General features: G+C 59.1%; 13 protein-coding genes and 2 pseudogenes. 5 read left to right on the top strand and 10 right to left on the bottom strand.

The features are described from left to right. Window positions 1–49: 49 nt before the first annotated feature. Window positions 50–1,225 carry an MFS transporter gene (locus NKH95_RS22390; RefSeq protein WP_352596019.1) on the bottom strand — a complete coding sequence of 392 codons (1,176 nt, stop codon included), beginning with the start codon at window positions 1,223–1,225 and terminating at the stop codon, window positions 50–52. Between the two features lie 1,356 nt (window positions 1,226–2,581). On the opposite strand from NKH95_RS22390, the gene NKH95_RS22385 reads away from it, so the two are divergent. From NKH95_RS22385 to NKH95_RS22375, 3 genes are all read left to right on the top strand, one after another. Further along, window positions 2,582–4,135: a carbamoyltransferase C-terminal domain-containing protein gene (locus tag NKH95_RS22385; RefSeq protein WP_352596025.1), complete on the top strand. Its 1,554-nt coding sequence runs from the start codon at window positions 2,582–2,584 to the stop codon at window positions 4,133–4,135. Window position 4,136: 1 nt separating this feature from the next. Then, window positions 4,137–4,985 carry a glycosyltransferase family 32 protein gene (locus tag NKH95_RS22380; RefSeq protein ID WP_352893219.1) on the top strand — a complete coding sequence of 283 codons (849 nt, stop codon included), beginning with the start codon at window positions 4,137–4,139 and terminating at the stop codon, window positions 4,983–4,985. 105 nt (window positions 4,986–5,090) lie between these two features. Beyond that, a complete protein-coding gene (locus NKH95_RS22375) occupies window positions 5,091–7,181 on the top strand; it encodes a family 16 glycosylhydrolase (protein ID WP_352893217.1) in 2,091 nt (696 codons plus the stop codon). A 455-nt stretch (window positions 7,182–7,636) separates the two neighbouring features. Here the strand turns inward: NKH95_RS22375 and NKH95_RS33490 are convergent. From NKH95_RS33490 to NKH95_RS22360, 3 genes and pseudogenes are all read right to left on the bottom strand, one after another. Beyond that, a pseudogene (locus NKH95_RS33490) lies at window positions 7,637–7,988 on the bottom strand (transposase); the annotation flags it as partial. Between the two features lie 155 nt (window positions 7,989–8,143). Further along, window positions 8,144–11,614 (bottom strand): ATP-binding protein, encoded by a 3,471-nt coding sequence (locus NKH95_RS22365; RefSeq protein WP_352893215.1) that lies wholly within the window; start codon window positions 11,612–11,614, stop codon window positions 8,144–8,146. Next, window positions 11,611–12,870 carry a metallophosphoesterase family protein gene (locus tag NKH95_RS22360; RefSeq protein ID WP_023750611.1) on the bottom strand — a complete coding sequence of 420 codons (1,260 nt, stop codon included), beginning with the start codon at window positions 12,868–12,870 and terminating at the stop codon, window positions 11,611–11,613. The genes NKH95_RS22365 and NKH95_RS22360 overlap by 4 nt, the downstream gene beginning before the upstream one ends. Before the next feature lie 448 nt (window positions 12,871–13,318). Between NKH95_RS22360 and NKH95_RS22355 the strand changes: the two genes are divergently transcribed. Next, the gene (locus NKH95_RS22355) at window positions 13,319–15,928 is read left to right on the top strand and encodes an AAA family ATPase (protein WP_352893212.1); all 2,610 of its coding nucleotides are present in this window, start codon (window positions 13,319–13,321) and stop codon (window positions 15,926–15,928) included. Between the two features lie 273 nt (window positions 15,929–16,201). On the opposite strand, the gene NKH95_RS22350 is transcribed toward NKH95_RS22355, so the two are convergent. After that, window positions 16,202–16,540: a hypothetical protein gene (locus tag NKH95_RS22350; protein WP_352893210.1), complete on the bottom strand. Its 339-nt coding sequence runs from the start codon at window positions 16,538–16,540 to the stop codon at window positions 16,202–16,204. Window positions 16,541–16,608: 68 nt separating this feature from the next. On the opposite strand from NKH95_RS22350, the pseudogene NKH95_RS22345 reads away from it, so the two are divergent. Beyond that, window positions 16,609–16,719 (top strand): annotated as a pseudogene (locus NKH95_RS22345) (MucR family transcriptional regulator); the annotation flags it as partial. A 105-nt stretch (window positions 16,720–16,824) separates the two neighbouring features. On the opposite strand, the gene NKH95_RS22340 reads toward NKH95_RS22345, so the two are convergent. From NKH95_RS22340 to trbL, 5 genes are read right to left on the bottom strand one after another with little or no spacing between them, the layout of a single operon-like run. After that, window positions 16,825–17,103 carry a DUF2274 domain-containing protein gene (locus NKH95_RS22340; protein WP_352893206.1) on the bottom strand — a complete coding sequence of 93 codons (279 nt, stop codon included), beginning with the start codon at window positions 17,101–17,103 and terminating at the stop codon, window positions 16,825–16,827. A gap of 13 nt (window positions 17,104–17,116) precedes the next feature. Next, window positions 17,117–18,334, bottom strand: a complete 1,218-nt coding sequence (locus NKH95_RS22335) for a TraB/TrbI/VirB10 family type IV secretion system protein (protein WP_352893204.1) — start codon at window positions 18,332–18,334, stop codon at window positions 17,117–17,119. Between the two features lie 10 nt (window positions 18,335–18,344). Then, the gene (trbG, locus tag NKH95_RS22330) at window positions 18,345–19,373 is read right to left on the bottom strand and encodes a P-type conjugative transfer protein TrbG (RefSeq protein WP_352893202.1); all 1,029 of its coding nucleotides are present in this window, start codon (window positions 19,371–19,373) and stop codon (window positions 18,345–18,347) included. After that, on the bottom strand, window positions 19,363–20,094 hold the full coding sequence (trbF, locus tag NKH95_RS22325; RefSeq protein WP_023724108.1) for a conjugal transfer protein TrbF: 732 nt from the start codon (window positions 20,092–20,094) through the stop codon (window positions 19,363–19,365). Before trbF ends, trbG begins: the two co-directional genes overlap by 11 nt. Then, entirely contained in the window at window positions 20,095–21,417 is a 1,323-nt protein-coding gene (trbL, locus tag NKH95_RS22320) for a P-type conjugative transfer protein TrbL (RefSeq protein ID WP_352893200.1), read from the bottom strand. Window positions 21,418–21,429: the final 12 nt, after the last annotated feature.

The raw sequence follows: 21,429 nt of genomic DNA, 5'->3' as shown, positions 1-21,429 counted from the left end.
CGCCGTTCGCCGCTGTCCAGCGTCACATCGCTAAGCCCTGCTCGCGCGTTTATGTCGCTGAAACGGCCGGCCGAATCTCACCAGCAACAATACGGCGGAAGAGCCACAGAATGACCGGGCAAACCAGGAGCACGGCGGCGCCGAAGTCGAGCGCGGCGCTCGCGCCGCCCAGCCACGTCGAGAGCTTTCCACCGATCGCCGGTCCAACCGGGCTCCCGGCATAGAAAACCGTGTAGAATATTCCCATTCCGATCGACCGCGTCTTCCGCTCGAGCACAAGCGCAGACAGGCTGATGATCGCGCCGGCGGGCAGGCCGCAGACGATCCCAAGCGCAACGACGATGGGAAGCACCGCGTCGCTTCGCGACAGGAGCAGCGTCAGCAGCGCGAAGGCGATACAGCCTGTGACGACCACGGCGTCGCCGCGTTTGGTCTGGTCGGCGAGGAAGCCCCCGAAAGGAACCGAGAGCACAGCGAGCCAGAGCACGATGCTAATCGTCGATCCAGCTGCCGTGCTGGACCAGCCTCGCTCGACGAGCATCGATGGTCCGAAACTGAAGATCATTGCAAGACCGATATTATAGAGACACCAGATCGAGCCGGCTACAATCACGGCATAGATCGCTTTTGCGGTCAGACTGCCGCGCTCGCCTTCCGCAGAAACGGGGGTGGCCGGCGAACGATAGATAAAGGCGATGAAGCCGAATCCGATCAGAATCAGGCCTGCGACAGCAAGGTTGACGGCATGGAGCCCGAACCTCTCTCCGATCGCTGGCAACAGCATGAGCGCGATTGCGATGCCAGCCGGCCACGAGTTGACGAAGATGGCCATCGCTGTGGCTATTTCCCGGCCAGTAAACCAGTCGGCGACCATCTTGGTCATCTGAACGCTCAAGAGTATGCCACCAGTGCCGGCAATCAGTCGGCCTGCGATCTGCATGCTCCATGACGCCGACGAGGTCATCATTAATTCGCCTGCCAGCATCATCAGCAGCCCGGCGAGGACCGTCGTCTTGTCACCATAGCGGCGGCCGATCGTCCCGCCGGGCAAGGCAAGCAGGACGCCCGGCGCAAAATAGATGCCGATAAGGATACCGACATCGGCCAAACTCACACCGAGACTTCGGCTGAGCTGCGGCGCGACGGGCCCTACGCTCCCAAATTGAAAGGCGAAGGCGGCACGAGCGACAAACAAAACAGTAAGAATGGTCCAGCGGCTTCGCACTTGGATCCTCCCCAACCACCGGCCGGTGAGCGGCTTGTTCCTATTACATTAGCAGACTGACATGTAACATCATAGTTGATTAGGGTTGATCTGGATAAGGAGGCGCTGGAGAGTTCCGTGCTTGAGCTCAGACGAGCTGCTAATCCAGGCCGGCGAGAGGCACCAAGGCCCGCGGAAGCCGAAACGAGTGCTGGCGGGCTCTGCGGCGCCGCTCCGGCTGCGGAGCTTGCGCCATTATATTGGATGCGTGTAATAAATCCATGATCTGGCCATTGAGTGGACATCTGACTTCGTAGGGCGCACTTCGAAAGCCGCCAGTCCGCTTCCCACCATTGCCCGTCACGATTTACCCTAGGGTAAATCGCCGCTTTCGAGACACAATAGTGCGGGTCTGAAGCAGAGATTGGGCGCATTGCCGCGCGGCGGCATTTAGGCCGACAGCGGAATGGCGGCTTTTGGCGCAATGCGGGCAAGTGGCTTTCAGATCGGGGACAGTGACGGCTCCAGCTACGGAGCCGAGCTGAAGGCGCTCCAAGAGGAAATTGAGGCAGTCGATCGCGCCATCCAAGACGAGAAGCAGCTGGCCTTGGCCCTTGAGAGCGCGGCTCAATCCCGCCGACCGGCCAAACCGAGAATCGTGAAGGGAACATAGAGGCAGATACAGCCCTTGGCGCCCCTCGCGTCGATCGGCTGCGGCAGCCGATCCGAATAGCGCCGGCCGGCCACGCGCACCGATAGGCGCGTGTCGCTCACGGACGAACGCGGATGATCGTCTTTCCCGTGCGTCGCTCGGTCGGGTTGAAGGCGGCGACGGCGTTACCAAGAACCTTGTGTGATGGGCAATAGGCTCGGATCAACTGTTTGCCTGAGGCAGATCGCCCATTGGTTCAAACATCGGCGGGCAAATTGCCTTGCGCGACTTTGGAAGACATATAGCGCGTTCGGAACTTGTGGGATCATGAGGTTCGGAGCAATTCATTTCTGACCGAATCGACTAATATTGGCCATACATCAATGCCCGCGAACAAGAGATGCGGTGGATCTGGCAATGGCTTCGCAACTAGGCGTTAGAGGTATAGATTCAACATCCACGTTCTACTCGCGCTTTTTCACTCTTTTGTTGCTCCGCTCAAAGCGGCAGTTGTAACGAATTCGTGCCGCTAAGCTGCTGCAAGCGGTTCAGATGGCGAGATTGAAATAATCTGCGGCCCTGTTGGAAATCGTGCAAGATAGTTTTCTTTGCGAGGCGATTCGCACAAACAGCTATTAGCACCTGTGAGGGCTTGGTTCTTGAATATACTATCCTACAATCCAGGTCACGATGGCGCAGTTGTCTACCTAAAGGACGCGCGCCTGATGTTCTCGATCGAGTCGGAGAAAGACTCGCACTACCGAAATTCTCAGTTGTCCATCTCCCACGTCTTGGATTCTATCGGAGAGATCGGAGAATTGCCGGACGTCATCTGCATGGGAGGCTGGTGGCCCTATGATCACCATGAGTATCTATTCGGATCACTAAGGAATTCTGGATACCGGGGTATTTCGACCGATCAGTCGATCATCCAGAAGGGCCGCTTCTTCAAAGGTAAAGTCGACTATTTTTCGTCAACCCATGAGCGCTCCCATATTCTTTGCGCATTCGGCATGTCCCGCATCCCCAAAGGCACCCCATTTTATGCACTGGTTTGGGAAGGAGATATCGGGGCGTTCTACGAAGTGGATGCAGAGTTCCACATTACGCCACTCGGCGACGTCCTGAAACAACCGGGCAATCGATATGGAATGCTCTACGGCCTAGCAGACCCGACTTTCCCGAAAGATGGGCCTTATCCTCGCGCCACGGATGCTGGGAAACTTATGGCTCTTGCGTCGTTCTCGACGCGCAACCAGCCCACGATCGAGGAGAAGAAATTGCTCCGGTTTCTGCTCGATGGCCAATACAGGAAGCTAAGCGATTACGAAAACATCGACAATGCCCCGCATCTAAACTCAGGACTCGACGATCCAGAGTTTCGCAACTTCGCTGGCATATACAGCGATGCCATCTTCGACATTTTTCACAAGTTCGCGCGAGCGAACATGAAGAGGGGCCTGCCCCTAGTCATTGCAGGCGGCTGTGGCCTTAACTGCGACTGGAATTCGAAATGGGTGGAAACGGGACTGTTCGAGGAGGTTTTTGTCCCACCTGTCGCGAACGATTCCGGTTCCGCCATAGGCACCGCGATCGACGCTCAGCTGCACTTCACGGGCAATCCGAAGATAGGTTGGGATTTGTACTCAGGCTTGGCCTTCCAAGAACGGGGGCGTTTCGATGCGAGCAAGTACGACGTCTACAATATCGATTATACGAAGATTGCCGATCTCCTAGCCGGCGGCCTAATTCTAGGATGGGTCAACGGCAGGTACGAGATCGGCCCACGTGCGCTTGGCAATAGATCAATCTTGGCTGCTCCATTTCGAGACGACACCAGGGTGCGATTGAACGAAATCAAGCAACGAGAGCAGTTCCGCCCAATAGCACCCGTTTGCTTGAGAGATGATGCCGAAGCTTGGTTCGGCTGTGACCACGATAGCCCCTATATGTTGTTCACGTATCGCACGACGACTGATGCACTGGCAGCAGTAACGCATGTGAACGGGACGGCCCGCATTCAAACAGTAACACCCGTCTCAAACGCCCGTCTTCATGACCTTCTGGCCGCCTTCAAAGAAAGGACAGGCTTTGGGGTGTTGTGCAACACATCTTTGAATTTCAATGGAAAGGGATTCATCAACAACATCATCGATCTGAACGCATACGTTACAGACCATGGTCTTGACGGGTTTGTGCTTGAAGGGAAATCTTACATTCTCAAGTCATCTGAACATTATCAAGGGTATCTCAGGAGTTCGGACAGGAAGCCCGTGTGAGATGAGACAAATGCAGAGTTACCCACCGGGCTTTGAGAACGATGAGACACTTCGATCAACCTGCATCCGCCAGATCACTCTGCGGCAGATGGATCGATCAACGCACGGAGCAATCGTCGCCACTTCCAATTCCTCGTCAATCCCGAAAACGCTTATCCAGTACTGGCACGACCATAGCGATCTCCCCGACGACGTTCGGGCCTGTCTCGACAGCTGGAAACGACTTGGCGATGAAGGATTCTTCTTTCGGCTTTTTGATGATGCCTCCGCCGCGGAATATATCGCAGACTGGTACGGGCCCAGGGAAATCGCAGCATTCGCTCGTTGTCGGCACCCGGCGATGCGCAGCGACTATCTTCGGATGTGCTTCGTGCTCGCAGAGGGGGGCATGTACGTGGATGCCGATGACGTGCTGCTGGGTGATGGTTGGCGACGCATATTCGATGACGGCAAATTGAAGATACAGCCGCTCTGCTACGACTTGGCGACCAGCAGGATGGTGCCAGCTTCTCAAATTTGGGGGGCTGATCTGCCTACACAGGGGCGAGTATTCTATGTCAACAACGATCCGATCGCAGCTCCGGCGCGGCACCCCGTCCTGGTTCAGGCACTTGCTCGCGCCACTAGAAAACTGCTGAGTGATGATCCGCTCCCAGAAATTCAAGGAACGACAGGCCCTGGTAACCTGACCCTGGTCCTGGCTGCACACGCAAATGCTTTGACTATCGCTGGCTATCCTTTCGATTTCGAATTGCTACGCGATTGGGAGGAAATCGCGGAAACCAAATGGGACCTTTCCTACCGTGGCGACGCGAGGAATTGGCGCAACGTCGACGGGTCAGGGTTTTGAATTTCTTTGGGCCTTGCGATGAACCTTAGCAAAGCGTCTTGTTTCCTACATAACTTCATCTTCCGAGCTGCACGTGCTGCAGCGTGCGTCCTGCCGGGTGGTCGAATGGTTGCATTCGGTACTCGGGACGACCAGATCGGGGCAATTCTGGTCGTGAATCTCACCCGGCAACCCCGACGGTGGCGCCGAGTTATCCGCGAACTTCGCCGCTTCCGAATGGCCGATGGATCCCCACTTACCTCGATAGTCAACAGGTTCGCTGCTATCGACGCCCGCGATGGCCGTGCGATTGCAGCGACGGCGGATGTCGATCCCAATTATCGCATAGGAGACCAACTATATGTCCAGCCGGACAAGAGGCTGGCAGAGTGTTTTAGCGCCAATGAACCAGTGATGATGACCCGTCAGGAAACTGCGGTCGCGCGGTCGCACATAGAGGTCTGGAAGAGCATCGCAAAGGGCCCCCACAAGTTCGTGTTGGTACTTGAAGATGACGTCTGGTTTCGCCGGGGAGCTGCGGCGGCCGTGGATAGCGGTTGGCAGGCTGCACTGCAGCGCTGCCGGATCGAAGGTGGACCACGTCTCCTATATCTCTCCTACTCTGATGCTGGCGGAACAGCGGAACGTGCTGATGTTTGCGACGCCCTGTTCAGGCCGGTGCGCGGGCTTTGGTTCCTATCGGGCTATGTTTTGTCAAAAGAAGGAGCAGTTGCACTACTGAAAGCAATGCCAGTCATCGGTCCGGTGGATATGTGGATCAACTATCGCTTCGACGAACTCCAGGCACTCGCGCTTTCCACTCCATCAATCCTCCAAAGACACGACAGCGGGTCCGACAACTCCTACTCCGTCCTACCGTTCCTGGCTCGGGCGGGAATCGTCGACGCAGGTTCAGGCGACATGCCCTCCAATCGGATTCGTGTCGAGCCGCTACTGGCTTGGACGAAACTTGGCGAGCGGGACGGCCTTGCCATGGCATTGTCGATGTTGGGACTACGTGTCCGCGTATTCGACGGTCACGAGAACCAAATCGATGCAGCGGAGCTTTCTTCCCTATTTGATGAGTTTGACGCTCTTGTCGACCCACCGCTTTCGCGGCGCGCATTATCGGCCGCGTTGGCGAACGCCGACCTCAAATTCGTTTTCGAACCTGACGCCCCGAAACGGGTCGGCATCAACTTGGACGACATTCCTGCGCCCCGGACCGCAGTTCTGTCGCTAGATTGCACAACCATCGAACGCTGGGAACCACTCTGCACCTTTTTGGGTCTCGCCGAACCGGTTGAGGCCTTCCCGCTTGGCGCCTCTCGAAGTTTGAGGGTTTTTCGAGATGATCGTCCTTACGTAGAACGCAAGTCCGGACCTGCACCGAAGAAAAGTATCAATTTGATTGACGATTCGCCATGGGTCCTGCCGCCTCATCCTGATTGGCCATTACGCCCTCAGGGCGCGCGACGCCATGAGCGCTCCGGTAGCCGCATCATCCATGCAGATATGAGCTCTGCTTCGCCCGAGTTACCCAGTGTAGTAGAGACGTTCCCAGGCAACTTGGCCACATTCGCGCACGAAACCATCACCTATCAGGATAGCGGAGCCAATATCTCAATCAGTGTGGCCGAAGCGGGGCTACGTCCTTATCGATCAGGTGCCTTTGCATCCAGGCGGTCCTTTGAGCAGGGGCGCTTCGAAGCTGGGATAAGGGCAGCGCGCGGATCTGGTCTCGTTACAGGATTTTTTCTTCATCGCAGCGACCCTCGACAGGAAATAGACGTCGAACTTGCAGGCGGTGATCCTCGCCGAATGTTGGTCAACGTATATTTCAACCCAGGCGATGATGGCTCCAACATGAGCTTCGGGTATCGAGGAACTCCATGCCATATTGACCTAGGTTTCGACAGCACATTGGACATTCATATGTACGCCATCGACTGGCAGCCAGGCCGTATCGTGTGGTCTGTCGATGGCAAAGTTGTCCATGAACGTGTTGGTTGGGACCCTACGCCGATTCCGCACCTTCCAATGCGTTTGCATGCAAATTTATGGGCGCCGCGATCAGAAAAGCTTGCAGGGCAAGTTGACAAAGCTACTCTGCCGTCAACTGCGGCATTCCGAAACATATCCGTGTTTGGGACTATCGATGACCGCCAAAGATCTCCATATATGGCACCGCAATTGGTCGACTTGAATGAGCCCTAGGGTGAGGTAGCGCAGCGTTTGAACTGCTTGCCTTGAATATTGGGGAGTACACCGGCACTTGATACAGAAAACTACCTGAAGCCACCCAATGACGACCACCGCTGACGGCTTCGAACCAATGACTGCTTTCGGGAGACCGCCATGCTGACCCGAACGACCGATAATGGGAAGGGTTTCGGGTGCCGTCGGGCGTACGAAAGCCTCTCATGCAGGAACCCGCGCGCCACAGTCGACGTCTATGGGGATTTCGATTTGCAGCTGATGTCGGCGATGGCGCGACCGCCGTCGGGAAGCTCTGGGGTGAATGCGGACAGCCGCTTCGTTGCGCCTCCGCGCGGTATTGTCGGGACGGTGGGCGGCTGGGCGCGGCTCTGTCGGAGTCGATAATCACCCGCGTCGATCCGTTGCCGGAGGCTGAGGGCCTGCGACTGAAGTCTGGACCATGCCATGCCGGGTCATGGAGCGGTCTCCCGGTTCGTCGCGGTTGCGTCCGGCGGACCGCGTGGCTGCCTCCAGCGTTCGAACACCTCGACGACGATCATGCGTCCGCCGCAGCACGGGCATTACGGACGGAAGTCGTCCGGTTCGTCGGAATCGCCAAGGTCAGGCGGCGCGGCGACGTCCAGGAGTTCGCGGGCGCGGGCGAGGCTATCCTTGCGGGCGGAGCCGGCGAGCAGGCCGTAGTGACGGATGCGGTGGAACCCACGCGGCAGGACATGGAGCAGGAAGCGGCGGATGAACTCGTCCGTCGCAAGCGTCATAACCTGCTGCCGGTCGACGCCGTCGCGACCGGTAGTCCTTGTAGCGGCCATCTCAGAAGGAGGCGGCCCTCCCGCGCAGCGGGTTCGTGCATTGGGCGCGAAGCGGACGCGAAGGCCGGCGCTTGGAATGTCGATTAGACTAGCTAAGGTAAAACATCGAACGGCACGGTATGTCAGCAACGCATCAAATAAAGTCCAATCTCATCCGAGATTATGAATCGCTACGCCAGGCACAACAGTCTTGGCGATCTCGCACAGGTGCTGATGATGCGTGAGGTAGATTACCTGACCGGCACTCGCCATCTCTCCAAACAACCGGAAAACCTCCTCTGACCGGAAATGGTCGAAGGTTTCCATGATGTCGTCGGCAATGAAGGGCACGGAGGGCCGAAACTGAGCGAACTCGTAATAGCCTGCAAGCCGCAGGGCCAGATAAAGCTGAAAACGCGCGCCCTTCGACAGCGCGTCCGCGACCTTGGACTGCCCGTCGCGCTGTAATGCGATGAGCACTTCGCCACCCTTGACCGGTTGGGTTGTCAGGCCTGAGTACTGGCCGCGCGTCATAAGCGCGAAAGCGTCGGATGCCCGCGCCATCATTCCGGATCGATGGCGCTCCCGATAGACGCGCAAAGCGTTCCCGGCGGCCATGACGCCCAATTTCAGCTCGATGTAGCGGATGGCCTTTTCTTGGATCTCCAGAAGGACGGTGCGTCGTTCGGCATCTATGCGGGCAACAGCGCTGTCGCCGCCGATATCGTCCAGCTTGTCGGCCGCTCGCGTCTGCCGAATGAGTTGTTGCTGTATCGCTTCGTCAAGATCCCGAAGCCGTTGCTCGGCCTCAGCCTTCTCGATTGCGAGACTGTCGAGATCGACAGCATCCAATATCGAACGCGCCTGCTCGAACCCTTCCACCGCGAGTTCGGACGATACCTGCTCCTCAAGTTCGGCGACGGCTGTGCGCACGCGATCCCTGTTGCGCAGGACTTCGTCGCGTTGCACGACGTCCGCCAGCGTGGCCACGCCAAAGACGCTCAGGACCTCGCTCTTGCGGCGCTCATGTGCCGAAATCTCCCCATCGAGGATCTCACGCGCTTCCTGCAGGCGCTGCAGGTCGTTGACGAGATTTACCTTCGCCTCGCGCGTACGATCGGCACGCTCCAGGCGCTCGGCAAGCCGGATCGCTAGCTGTTCCGGTTCTTCGTTGTCCGCCACGTCGCCCGCCTCGGCTGCAACGGCATTGACCTCGACCAGGAAATTTTCTCTGTCCGCCTCCATCTTCTCGATGCGGAGCTGCATGGCGTGCCGGTCTTGAAGACTCTTGGACAGTTCAGCCAATTGATCGAGGACGCTGCCGACGCCGGCCGCCGATATGCCGCTATCGAGCCAGGTGCCCTTGAGCGCTTCGGCAACGCCGGCCAGCCATTCGTCCTCACGTCGCTCTGAAACGTCGACGGCTCGCCGCCTGGCGGCCAGATCCTCGTGCCGTGTGCTAACCGTTTTGAGCGTCTCGGTACGCTCGGCGTCCACCTTGAATTGCCTGTCAAGGAACAATTCTGCCACGGCCATGACCGTCTCAAGGCTGTCGGCGGGATCTGAACCAACGCCGACACTCGCCAGAGCCCCGCTCAGCTCCAGGCGTATTTGGTCCCTCTCATCAACCGCCCGCTCGGCTTTCTTGCGGGCAAGCTCGATCTCGTCCCAGGTCACGAGCGCTTCGATCCGGGCAGCAATGCGATTCTCGATCAGCTCAATCAGCCGTTCGGAGGAAATTTCCAGGCACTCTCCGAATAGCTCTCTTGCCGCTGCGCGAATTTCCGAGAGTACGACCTCCCGGTCCGAGCTGTTGCGTGCAAGTTGGGCGCGCGCATGCGCGATGGTGGCACCGGTTTCAGCGAGGCTGCGGCTTGCCGTGCGAATCTCAACGAGCTCCCGTGCGTTGGCCAGACGGCCTGCTCCGACACTGTCATCTCGAGCCAGTGCTGCCGCGAACTCGTCCGCCGTGTCCCCAGTGAGGTCATCGCGATGCCGTGCCCAGGCCTCTTCCCGGGCGCGACGAATGACGGCGGCGGATTCATCGTCGCTGACATCGACCGAGGAGCGAAGGGCATCCAGCCGCACCGAAAGCAAGTCGTGATTGTCCTGGTGCTCGGCAAGACGTTCGGAAACGACGCCCCTGCTCTTTCCGAGCTCTGCTGCAAGCGCCTTCCATGCGCCAAGCTGTCCAGCATTCGGAATGGCGACCCTGGCCAATGCCTGAGCATCTCCCGACCAGGGATGCAAGCGCGCGATCGCGGCCTCCCATCGGATTGCGCCGGCATCCACGGCCTCGCGTGCCGCCTTGATTTCCCTCAAGTGCCCACTCGCCCTTGCCGTTGACACAGCCGAGGCCAGTCTTGCCCTGGCAGGCTCGGGCACGGCCCGTTCTTCGCCAACCCGCTCGCGTGCCGCCTGAAGCGCATCAGCGGCTGCCGCAGCCTCGTCGCGCGCGACGCGCACGCTAGTAACGATCCCGGATCGCTGCTCGACCATGGTGCGGACAGCCCCGATGGTTGCAGCAGGCAAGAGCAGTCTGGCAGGTTCTGGCTCGCAGGATCGTCCGAGGGTAGCAAGGCAGCTCGTCACGGCATTGTTGAGGATCTGCAGCTCGGTCCTGCGACTTGGCAGGTCCAGACCGGCCGAGACGTAGCGCACCTTGCGGTCGGCCAGACCGCGAACCCGTTCGGAAATCGCCAGGATCACCGCGTCCACATCGACCGAGGCGATTTTGGTCGTCACCCGCTCGAGCTCGTCCACACTCGCAGATAGCCGTGTTCTCAGACTGGCGTCGGTCTCGATCATGTCGGCGACGCTGCCCGTCCAGGTCCGTGACGGTGAAGCGATCTCAGGCAAGTCAGCCAGTTGGGCTTCCTTACGTCGGATATCGGCAAGGATCGGGATCGCGCGTAGATACTTCGCGATGGTATCGAGCCGAGCCGACAGCACCGACCGTTCGGCGATGCTGCGGTCGTATTTTTCTGTCGCGTCGAGACGCTCGGCTTCAAGGCTCTCATAAGTCGACGCCAAGGTGTCGATCGCGTCCTTACCGGCCTTCAGTTCCGCAAGCCGCTTCTTGAGCAGCGCAAGCTCGGTCCCGTGTGCCTGCTTGCGATAGAGCCTGTCCGCTTCGGCCTCGAGTACGCTCAATGTATCACTTGCGTGCCCGAGGCCGGCGCTGGCCGTAAACAGCAGCTTGCCCAGGTCGCCGCGGGATTCCAGGATTGATTTTCCACCTGCTTCCAGCGTTTCGTCGTCCAGCGAGAACATGGTCTCGTATGCGTCGCGAGACAGCCCCGCGAGATGTGCTGATATCGCCATTTCGCTGACCGGTTGGCCCGTCTCGTTCAGCAATGAGTTGGTGCGCTGTTTCGTGCGTGTGAACGAGTGCTCCGCGCCGCCGAGTTCGACCACACCGCCGATGCGCATTGCGCTGTACTCGTGCAGGAAATTGTAGCGGCTGCGTTCCTCGATTCCGAACAGCAGGTCGAGATACCCGGAAAGCGCCGTCGATTTGCCGGCCTCGTTCAGGCCGAAGACAATATGCAGGTCGGGTCCGGATTCCGGTTTCTGCCCGAAGTCGATCGTCCTGTCGGTGAACTTGCCGTAACGGATGAGATCAAGTCGCCGGAGCCTCATTGTGATCCACCGGCCTTGAGGCGGGCGGTGACCAGGTCGGCGCCGTTGGCAAGCATCCTATCGAGGAACAACTCCAGCCCAGCCTCATCCTTTCCGGCGAAATCTCGCCCGTCGGGCGGAAGATCCGCGATCACCTTCTGGACCAACGCCCTCGCCTCGGCACGGAAAGCTTCTGAGCTGGCATCGGCGCGCATGGATTGAGCGAGTTCGAAAATCGGATCAGCGACGCCCTCCGATGTTTCGCCCGCGGATGGAGAGACATTGAGCTCGAGCTTCTCCACCCAGGTGTCCCCCGTGTGTTCCGCGACCTGCTCGGCTTCTGCGAGCAGCAGGTCGCGGTCACGTATCAGCGCCCAGGATAAGGGTGACGCCCCGGTCAAACCGAGACGGACCACAAGATGACGGGATCTGACGGAGGCGCGCACATCTTCGAGCGCGGAGCGCAGCCGCCCGACGACTTCGGACCATTCCACCGTTCCGGTCAGGTCGACGCTCAACCGCTCGAACTGCGCGATACTGGTCAGCCTTTCCTCGATCTCGACGGTGCGATCGTCTCGTATCGTCACCAGGGTGACGGATTTCTCGCCGGCCTCGTTGATGTCCCTGCCCTGTGGAATTCCTGGCATCACCACGGTGCTCGCCCCGGCGTGGACTTGGCGGACATGGATGTGCCCAAGCGCCCAGTAGTCGAAGCCATGGCCATGAAGGTCAGCGACGCTGCAGGGAGCGTAGACGTCGTGGCCCGGCGATCCGGCCAGGCTCGTATGCATGATGCCGACATTGACCGTACCTTCACGCGGAGCTGAATACTTGGGAAGCAGACTGTCCGGCGCCTTGGGGCTGGCAAAGCTCAAGCCATGGAACGCAATGTCGAGCCCGCCGGCTGTCTGCAGCACTGACTGGGGACGGCCGCCGAAGATCGTGACCGTGTCCGGGAACACCAACTGCTTCGATATCCGCGACATGGCGTCATGATTGCCACGGATCTTGAAAACCTTGATGCCGGCCTGGTGAAGTCGTGTCATCTGTGACGCTAGGAACCGCGCCGTTTTCATCGAGGTCTGATCGCCGTCATAGAGATCGCCGGCAATGACCAGGGTATCGACAAATTCCGCAAGGCAGAGATCCACGATCGAGACAAACGCCTGACGGCTGGCGTCTCCGACGAGTTCGGCAAGGTCGGTGTTTCGCATCGCCAGCGAACGCAGCGGCGAGTCGAGATGAATGTCGGCCGTGTGTACAAATCGAAATGCCATTGCGCGGTCTCCGATCACAAACATACCGATGTTCGATCGTGGTCCGATAGAAGAATTTCAAGGTACGCTGTATTGGCTTTCTATCGCGCTGGATGGAGTTGAAACTGGCCGAGCTTGGCGTCCGGCCACAACGGGTGACGGTATCGTTGCCTGCTCCACCACATCATTGCCGAGCGTGGGTTCACGCCGCTCGGCTTTCGTTGATGGTCAGTCATGCTTTCGACCGCTCGACCGAAGCCGTTCTTGCATGCCTGCGAGCGACGCCAGTTCGAGCACGATGTGCCAAGGGGAGAAACCTGAGGCTTAGGTTCATGGCGTCACAAAACCACAGTCGGCATGTACTGGACGTTCAAGTGTTGGATACAAGAAATAGTAGCGCCTGATCCGGTTGGATATTGACTTTATGCCCGATTACTTATCGGAGTGACGGCTGATCGGGGGAGACAAATTGACAGTTCAGGACGTGCAGGCGGCCCCGCCCTCTCAGGTGACGGTTTGGGATGAGCTGGAGATTTGGGCGAAGGATTTCTCGCCCTGGCAAAAGCTGACACTTGCTTGGGCGGTGCGCTATGGCGTTCTTACTGCTGAGCAGATCGGGCAGGTCTATAGTGTCTTCCTGCATGGATTCGGACTGGCGGACGAACCAAGTCCAAAGCTCGAGATTCCGGCAACAATAACCGGCAAAGCGAGCGGGCTCGCCTCCCAAAAACCCCGGCTCTTGCGAATTCATGACGTCAGCGGCGTAAATGCGCTGACCCCATCTGCCGAGCTGGCTTTTTCGCCCCAACTGACGCTCATCTATGGTGGAAATGGTGCTGGAAAAAGCGGCTTTGCGCGCATCCTGACGAATGTGTGTTTCAGCAGAACTCGGCACGCGATCATTCCCGACATTTATGACGACACGGCTCCAAGAAAAGCCTCGGCCACCATTGTCTTGGTCGATCACGCTGGCAACGAAATCCCACTCGTCTTCGATGGAACGACGGAGCATGCCGAGCTGAAGAGGTCTTTTGCAGTTTTCGACAGTTCGGTGGCGGGAAAGCATTTGTCGGACTCAGGACCTCTTGGCTTCAAGCCGGCAGGTTTTGACGTATTTCCCGAGATGGCGAGGGTGTATGGTCTGTTGGCTCAGAAGCTGGCCGCCGCCATCGATGTGCGACCAAAGCAAAATCGCTTCGTAAATGCTTTCATCGGAAACGTAACGGCCGCTTCGGCGGCGGTTGCTGCACTGGGGCCAAAGACCGACCTGGTGGCTCTACGGAAGCTAGCCGAGTACGGCAAGGACGAAGATGCCCGACTTGAGGAAATCCAGCGTTTGACGTTGGAATTGCAGTCCACCTCGCCGGAGGAGAGCATTCGACGGCTCACGGAAGCGCGTATGCCGGTCGAGGTTCTGCGTGACACGTTAAAGCAGGTACGCGCAGGTCTTTCGCAGACTGAGCGGGATGGGGCAAAAAGCCTACTTAGGGAATTCAACGACACTGCCAAGAAAGTAGCGGCAACCGGTACGGCATCGTTCAAGTCGGAAAAGCTGAAGGGTGCCGGTGGGCCGGAATGGGAAAAACTCATTACAGCCGCTTACAAGTCGGCTGCCGTTGAACACGATCATTATCCAAACGACGGTGACAGTTGTTTGCTTTGCCAGCAGCCGTTAGGCGACCAGGCCGTTGAACTCTTCGGGCGATATTGGGAATTCCTCACCAGTACGGACCGAACGGCGCTGATGGCCTTGGACACCCAGATCAAGGCCAAGATCAAAGGTTTCGAGAGCCTAACCCTCGATGTTTTCGGCGAAGACACGGTTGCGCGAACATATCTCAAGGCTGCGCATCCCTCGCTCGATGAGCAGATTCTTCAGCTCCTTGCCATCCTCAAGCTTGACCGGGATGCCATCGTTGTAGCCTTGCAAAAGGCAGGAGAGACATTTCCAGGCGACGGCACCATGGATTTGACGCCAGCATTTGAGGCTGTGATTACAAAGATTGACGCGGATATAGCAGATTTGAAGCTTCTCAGTGTCGCGGATGCCATCGCCAAGCTCGACGCAGAGAGGGTGGAGCTTCGTCATCGCGAAGTTCTAAGCAAGAATCTCGATGACATCGAAAAATACGTATCGGATCTCAAATGGTGTGAGGTCGCTGACTCTAAGGCCAAGCCGGCTTTGAGCCCCCGCCGCCTCACCGAGAAAGAGGGGGAACTGTTTTCAAGGGTCATTGCAGAAACCTACAGATCGCGACTCGGACAAGAGTGCTCCGGACTCGAATGTGCCATCCCGGTTGAGTTTCGCACCAAGGGCCAAAAGGGGCAAACGATCCGCTCGCTTGCCATCAAGGAATTCGCTTTGGATCAAATCCTGAGTGAGGGTGAGCAAAGGGCCGTTGCCTTGGCGGACTTTCTGACTGAGGCCGCTCTCAATGAGCTCAATGCCGGGCTAATTTTTGATGATCCGGTAAATTCCCAGGACCATCAGCGCAAGGAACGTATCGCTGGCCGGCTGGTTGAGGAGGCAAAGAGCCGGCAGGTCATAATATTCACACACGATCTCTTATTTTTCACCAAGGTTTGCGGCGCAGCGGAAAGAGCCCAGATCGAACCAATGATGCACTGGGTTCAAAGAGGCGCCAACGATAAACCTGGATTCGTCAGCCTTAACGACGCCCCAATTTCCACGCCCCAGTATCTCAAAACCAAGCTGGCGGAAGAAACGTTGGCCCAAGCGCAACAGCTCCTCGGCTCGGCTCGGGTAGATCTGGTGCGCAAGGGCGCCGGGCAGCTACGGCGCACAATCGAGGAAGTGGTGCCGCACCTGTTGCTCAAGCAAGTTGTGAGACGTTGGGACGACCGCATCATGGTGACAGCACTTCGTCGCGTCATGTGGGATCAGATCCTGATCGAAGAAATCATCGAAGTATTCGAGATGTGTTCGGCCATGATGGAAGGCCATAGCCATACGGAGGCCGGCACAGAAGCTCCTCCGACCATCGAAAAGCTGGGGCAGCTTGTCGAGCGCGCCAAAGCGATCATCACCAAGGCGAAACCGGATAAGCCTAAGAACTAGAAATTACAACGGAATGGGCGCGAACGGGTTCGCGCCTGGTGTCGAGCCGCTGACTGGCGAGAGCGGATGGACCATGCGCTCGGACGACCAGACGAGAACCTCCTTTCGACCAAACGGCCAGTTGCTCCTGCTTGTGCTCCGGCAAATGATCGATGCTGGTTTTCATTTGATCAAGTCTGGTGAGCGCAGGTGCGAGTCGACGTGCCCGTTATAACAGGCTCGGACATGTGCGAAAGGCTGCCAGAGGCGAGTGCGGGCAACCGGTCCCCGCGGTCATGCGACTTCATGCGTCGTATGATTTCCCAGCGCGTTGGCCGCGATCAGGGGCAAGTCCTTGGCGCTGATTCTTTCCACCATTGTGACCAATGTCATCAAGTGATCGCTCAGGAACGTGTCGAACTTGGCCAATGCGGGCTGTGCTAGTCGTTTAGCAAGTTCTTGCCCGTCTGGTGCCGGCGAGCCAGCTATATCCTGCAGTGCTTCCATAACCTTCGCTGCCTCGCATTCCTGAAGCTCAATGGCATGCCCGCAATGCGATGCTTTGAACTCGCGGGCCAGCAATGCCAGGGTTAGGGTCTGCAGCTTCCTGGTTCCGACCCAGGGGAAAATCACGACCCCCTCTCCATGCGCAATGGTTGAACTGGCCTGCTGCCGGTTTCGTGGACACCGAGATAAGGTGCCTGGCGAAGGACTATCCCATGGTCGCTCCGAACTATTCGGCCGCCCGATCAGCGCTGGCAAAATCGTTAGGTTTGGGAAGGAAGGCTGCTCCGGCCAAGAAACCTTCCTAAAGCGTAAAGCGAAAGCCTGATCTCAAATTGTGCGAAACGCTCGCTGGGACCGGCGGCAACGCGGTCAGGATCAAGAACCTAGCTGCTCCAAAACGACACTAAGCGCTAACCTTTGTCCAGTGTGGAAGATGATTGCCTTCGTGGTTTCTCAGACGCGCCGGCGCCCGGCAGACCTTCCTTTCTGGCCTTGGCAAACGCCCGGTCGCCTCCCAGGAACCCGACCAGCATAAAGGGGATCAGTTCCGCCACCGTTTCGGACTCGCCATAGGTCTCACGGTAAAGTGCGGCATAGTCGTTGAGTGCTTGGCTCAAGTCGGCGGCAACGGTGATGGTGATCTTCGAAGGTGTCCGGTCCGGAAGTTTTCCGAGTTTCAGGTTAGCCATGAAGTCCTCCTGTTCACCCCGTGTATGGCCGCAACACGAGGTCCTTGTGCACGATGACGCGCAACGGCCAACCAGGGCGGACGGTGATCGTGGGTTGGACGTTCAGGTTCTTTTCAGTGATCCGTTGGCCGGCTTGACTGACGTTCTGCTGGGTGGATTCACGAATCGCCTTGACTAAGTCGCTTTCGTTTTCCCCAAAGGTCAACTCGGTACCAACCCCCAGCAATGTGGCCACGGCGATGCCCTTGATCAGCTGCCAAGTATGGAAATCCACCTTGTCCTCGAGCCCGGCATAGCCGGCCGCGTCGGTCACGGGCAGATTGTCGATTTCGGTAGAGGAGCCGTCCGGCATAACGATGCGTTGCCACACCAACAGAGCGCGCCTTTGCCCAAAGGCTACAACGCTGTCGTAGGTGCCGATCAGCCGTGAGCCCTGCGGGATGATCAGGATGCTGCCGGTGACGCTGTCGCGCACATTCTCGGTAACCTGCGCGACGACGAGGCCGGGCAAGTCGGAATTGATGCCGGTGATCAGGCTTGCCGCAATCACGCTGCCGGCCATGATCTGATAGGGCGAAGCCGGCGTCTGCAGCGCATGCGGATTGTAGATCCCGCTGGTGTTCCGTTGATCGATAAAATCGAGCTTGCGCTGTTGGTTGTTCTGGTCGCCCTCGGCCGGGGCGACGGAAGCTCGCGTGCCTTCGGTATTTGGCTGCTGAGGCGCCGTCTCGAAAGGTGAACGTCCGCCCTGCCCATTGCTAAGAGCTTTCGTTTTCTGGAGTCGGTTTTCGATGCGGAAGAGGACTTGCGACTCGCGCGCCTCAATCGCTTGTTGTGCAAGCCGCTGCGCCTCGGCGGAAACGTCTTGCCCAGGTGCGATGCCAAGCTGGCGCTGGTGCTCGAGAATAGGACGGCCGAGATCCCCGGGCAGCGGCGGTCCAAGCACCGGAGCCTTCGGCTTGCTCCCGGAATAGTCCTTGGGCAGCGATTCAAGTCCCTCGGCGGTCGGCTTGCGGTCCGTGCTGTAGAGCTCTTCGGCCTGCTGTTTCAGGCGCAATGCGGGTCCCTGCAGCGCCATCATCGTGACGCCAAAAACAGCGCCGGAACCAACAGCAGCGATCGCGACGATTATGCCGCGCCTGAACCGCACCGGTCGGCGGGGCGAGGCTCGCAGCTGCAGCTGTTCGGGATTGAGCTTCGGCGGAGCATTCGGATGGGAAGTATCGGTCATGAGCCTCCCCTCACCTGCCAAAACGCGAAAACAGCGAAACCCGCCGCGGCGGTTGCCGACCGTCGGTTCTCGTAATGCGCACCACCTGCTGCTGTTTGGTGCCCAGCCTTAGCTCGGCCGCAGCAAAGAGGCGATCGACGATGTAGTAGTTGCCGCGCATGCGATAGTTGACGAGCTGGTTGTCTCCGTCGGCTCCGACGATGAAGAGCGGCGGCGCCTCACCTTGATCGATACGGCGCGGGAATTCGATATAGACCCTGCTGCCATCATCAAAGGCGCGGGTCGGTCTCCACGGTGGCGTGTCGCCGGCGATCGAATAGCGGAAGCGGATGTTTTCGAGTGCTACGTTCGAGGCCGCGGGCATTTCAGCCTCTGCCTGAGCGTTGCGCCGCCGAAGCGCCACGAGTTGGTCTTCGCTGTAAATCCAGGAGAGCGCCGCCATGGCAGTTTTCTCAGTGCTTTGAAGCTGCAGGTGATAGGATCGCCTGTCCGTCGTGATGACCAGATTGGTGGCAAGCCCCGGCGCGAATGGCTTCACCAGCACATGAGTGCGCTGGTCATCGCCAGAGCCACTAACGGTGTCACCGATCACCCAACGGACCGTATCGCCGGCTGAGACCGAGGTCAGCTTCTCGCCCCGCTGCAATGAGATATCGGTGACGCGCTCCGGCGCGGCGTAGAGCTGGTAGAGCGCGCCGTCGGCAAAGGGGTAAACCTGCACCGCATTGACATAGCCAAACTTGGTGGGTTGTTGCGTCGCCGCCTTGTTGGCATCGGCGACCTGTTCTTCCGGCGAGCGCTTATCTGGGGCGGGCTTGCCGGGTGCGGGCATCAACTGACCAGGCAACGGTAACGGTTTCGGCACTTCCACGACCTTGACCGGCTTCTCCGGCGCCTTCTCGATCGCGGCTGGTTTGAAGTCCTCGTGGTCATAGGAAATCTGAGGCGGCGGCACTGGCTTCGAGGCACAGGCCGAAAGAACCGCAGCAGACGCCGACAGGATCAAGGCAGCACGAAGCAATTGGGCTCTATTTGTCATTGGCGGGCTCCTTAGGGGAAACGGGGGTTGGCGCGGCGCTGTCGAGCTCGCGCGACCAGTCGATGGCGTTGATGAAGACGCCGAGCGGGTTCTTGCGCAGCTGCTCGGTTGTCCTAGGCGGGCGGATGAGGATGGTGAGGATCCCGATCCAGCGCGTCGTGCTGGCGAGGCTGCCGCGCTCGAACACCTGCTCGGTCCATTTGACCTGGAACGAGCTGTCGGAAGCCCTGACCACGCTGGTCACCTGCACTGACACGCTGCGCGTGCCGATTTGGCCGAAAGGGTCGTTCGCCTTGGCATATTCGTTGAGGAAGAGCGCCGCTCGGTCGGTGGCAAAGTCGTAGGCCGACAGCCAATTCTGCCGCACCAGAACCGCATCGGTGGAAACCGAACGAACATTCTGGATGAAGCGGCTGAGATGCCAGGCGATCTGGGCATCGTCGGGCTGGTAGTTTTGGACTGCCGGCGCGACCGCGTGCGCCTCGCCAAAGCGGTCGACCTCGACGACATAAGGCACGACGCGGCCCTGCATCGACTGCCACAGAAGCCCACCGGAAAGCCCCGTCGTCAGAGCCAGGCAGCCAAAGGCCATGAAGCGCCAGTTCTTGGCCTGGACGCGCGCCGTGCCGATGCGCTCATCCCAGAGTTGGCTGGCCTTCTGGTAGGGTGTTACGGGTTCGGGCGTCTTTCCATAACGCTGAACGGGTCGCTTGAAGAGCATCTAGTCTTCCTTGTCATTGAGGGAGGGATTGGCGCCGCTTCCGCCCCGATCTCCATCGCGCAACGCCTGCGTGGCAGCATTGCGATGGGCGCGTGCGGTCTGTTCGGAACGCAGACGCCTTGCCCAGACCGGCGCGGGGTCAGAGGCTGCAGCGGGCGAGGTTCCTGTCTTTGACGCGGTCGGCATGCCGCCGGTCGCGGTCCAGCCGGCATCGCGACCGGCGTCGGCACTACGGCGGAATGGTTCTGCTGCGGATCGCATTCCCCGCATCGCGGCGCCGCTAGCGGCACTCGCAACCCCCTGCAGCCCAGCAGCTACCCCGGACAGCCCGGACTCGGGCGATGTCGCGCGCCCCGTCTGCCAAGCGACGGTGGCAGCGGACCCCATGGCGGTGCCGGCACGGACTGCGGCGAGGCCGCCGCCTGTTGCCATGCGCGCGCCGGCAAACGCAGCGCCTCCGGCAACGAGCGTTGATCCAGCTGCGGCCGCCGTTGTTCCAAGTGCCGCGCCGGCGCCAAGCTGCGGCGCGCCGGAAACAAGACCCGAGGCAATCCCGGGGCCGAAAATGCCGAGCCCAAGCAGCGCCAGCGCACCCAGCACCTGAGACATGGCCGCCGCCAGGTCCGGCTCCTGGCCCTGCAGGGCGGAAGCGAACTCGCCAAAGAGCGTGGAGCCGATGCCGACGATGACGGCAAGCACCATCACCTTGATGCCCGACGAAATCACATTGCCGAGCACGCGCTCGGCCAGAAACGCCGAGCGGTTCCAGAGCGCGAAGGGCACCAGGACGAAGCCGGCCAGCGTGGTGAGCTTGAACTCGAGGATGGTGATGAAGAGCTGGATGGAAAGAATGAAGAATGCGATGAGGACCAGGAACCAGGCCAGAAGCAGCACGAAGATGGTGAGCGCGTTACCGAAGATCTCGGGGAAGCCTACTAGCTGGCTCGCTTGATTGAGGAGCGGCCAGGCGCCCTCGAAGCCGGCCGCGGCAATGCGGCCTGGCCGTAGGAGACTGTCGGCGGGCAGGTTGCCGGCCGATGCGTTTATGCCGAGACCGGCAAAGGAGCGGTAAATTATGTCGGCGAGGTTCTTGAAATTGTTCAGGACGAAGGCGAAGGCGCCGACATAGAGCACTTTGCGAACAAGCCGGCCAAGTATGTTGGGCTCGCCGCCGAACGCCCAGACCAAGCCCGCGAGCGTGATGTCAATGCCCATCAGAATGGTGGTGAGAAAGGCGACGTCGCCCGAAAGCAGACCGAACCCACTGTCAATGTAGCGGGTAAAGGTCTCCATGAAGCGATCGATGACTCCGAGGTCGTTCATGTCGCCGCCTTC

It is taken from the genome of Mesorhizobium sp. M0848, assembly GCF_040319805.1.
GTDB lineage: Bacteria > Pseudomonadota > Alphaproteobacteria > Rhizobiales > Rhizobiaceae > Mesorhizobium.
Note: the sequence above shows the minus strand (reverse complement) of the source record. Positions and strands in the feature narration are given on the sequence as shown.

Bases quoted from the DNA above. Each gene is read 5' to 3' on its own strand.
- NKH95_RS22385 (WP_352596025.1), top strand. From the start codon at position 2,582: ATGTTCTCGATCGAGTCGGAGAAAGACTCGCACTACCGAAATTCTCAG.
- NKH95_RS22380 (WP_352893219.1), top strand. From the start codon at position 4,137: ATGAGACAAATGCAGAGTTACCCACCGGGCTTTGAGAACGATGAGACA.
- NKH95_RS22375 (WP_352893217.1), top strand. From the start codon at position 5,091: ATGGTTGCATTCGGTACTCGGGACGACCAGATCGGGGCAATTCTGGTC.
- NKH95_RS22365 (WP_352893215.1), bottom strand. From the start codon at position 11,614: ATGAGGCTCCGGCGACTTGATCTCATCCGTTACGGCAAGTTCACCGAC.
- NKH95_RS22360 (WP_023750611.1), bottom strand. From the start codon at position 12,870: ATGGCATTTCGATTTGTACACACGGCCGACATTCATCTCGACTCGCCG.
- NKH95_RS22340 (WP_352893206.1), bottom strand. From the start codon at position 17,103: ATGGCTAACCTGAAACTCGGAAAACTTCCGGACCGGACACCTTCGAAG.
- NKH95_RS22335 (WP_352893204.1), bottom strand. From the start codon at position 18,334: ATGACCGATACTTCCCATCCGAATGCTCCGCCGAAGCTCAATCCCGAA.
- trbG (WP_352893202.1), bottom strand. From the start codon at position 19,373: ATGACAAATAGAGCCCAATTGCTTCGTGCTGCCTTGATCCTGTCGGCG.
- trbF (WP_023724108.1), bottom strand. From the start codon at position 20,094: ATGCTCTTCAAGCGACCCGTTCAGCGTTATGGAAAGACGCCCGAACCC.
- trbL (WP_352893200.1), bottom strand. From the start codon at position 21,417: ATGAACGACCTCGGAGTCATCGATCGCTTCATGGAGACCTTTACCCGC.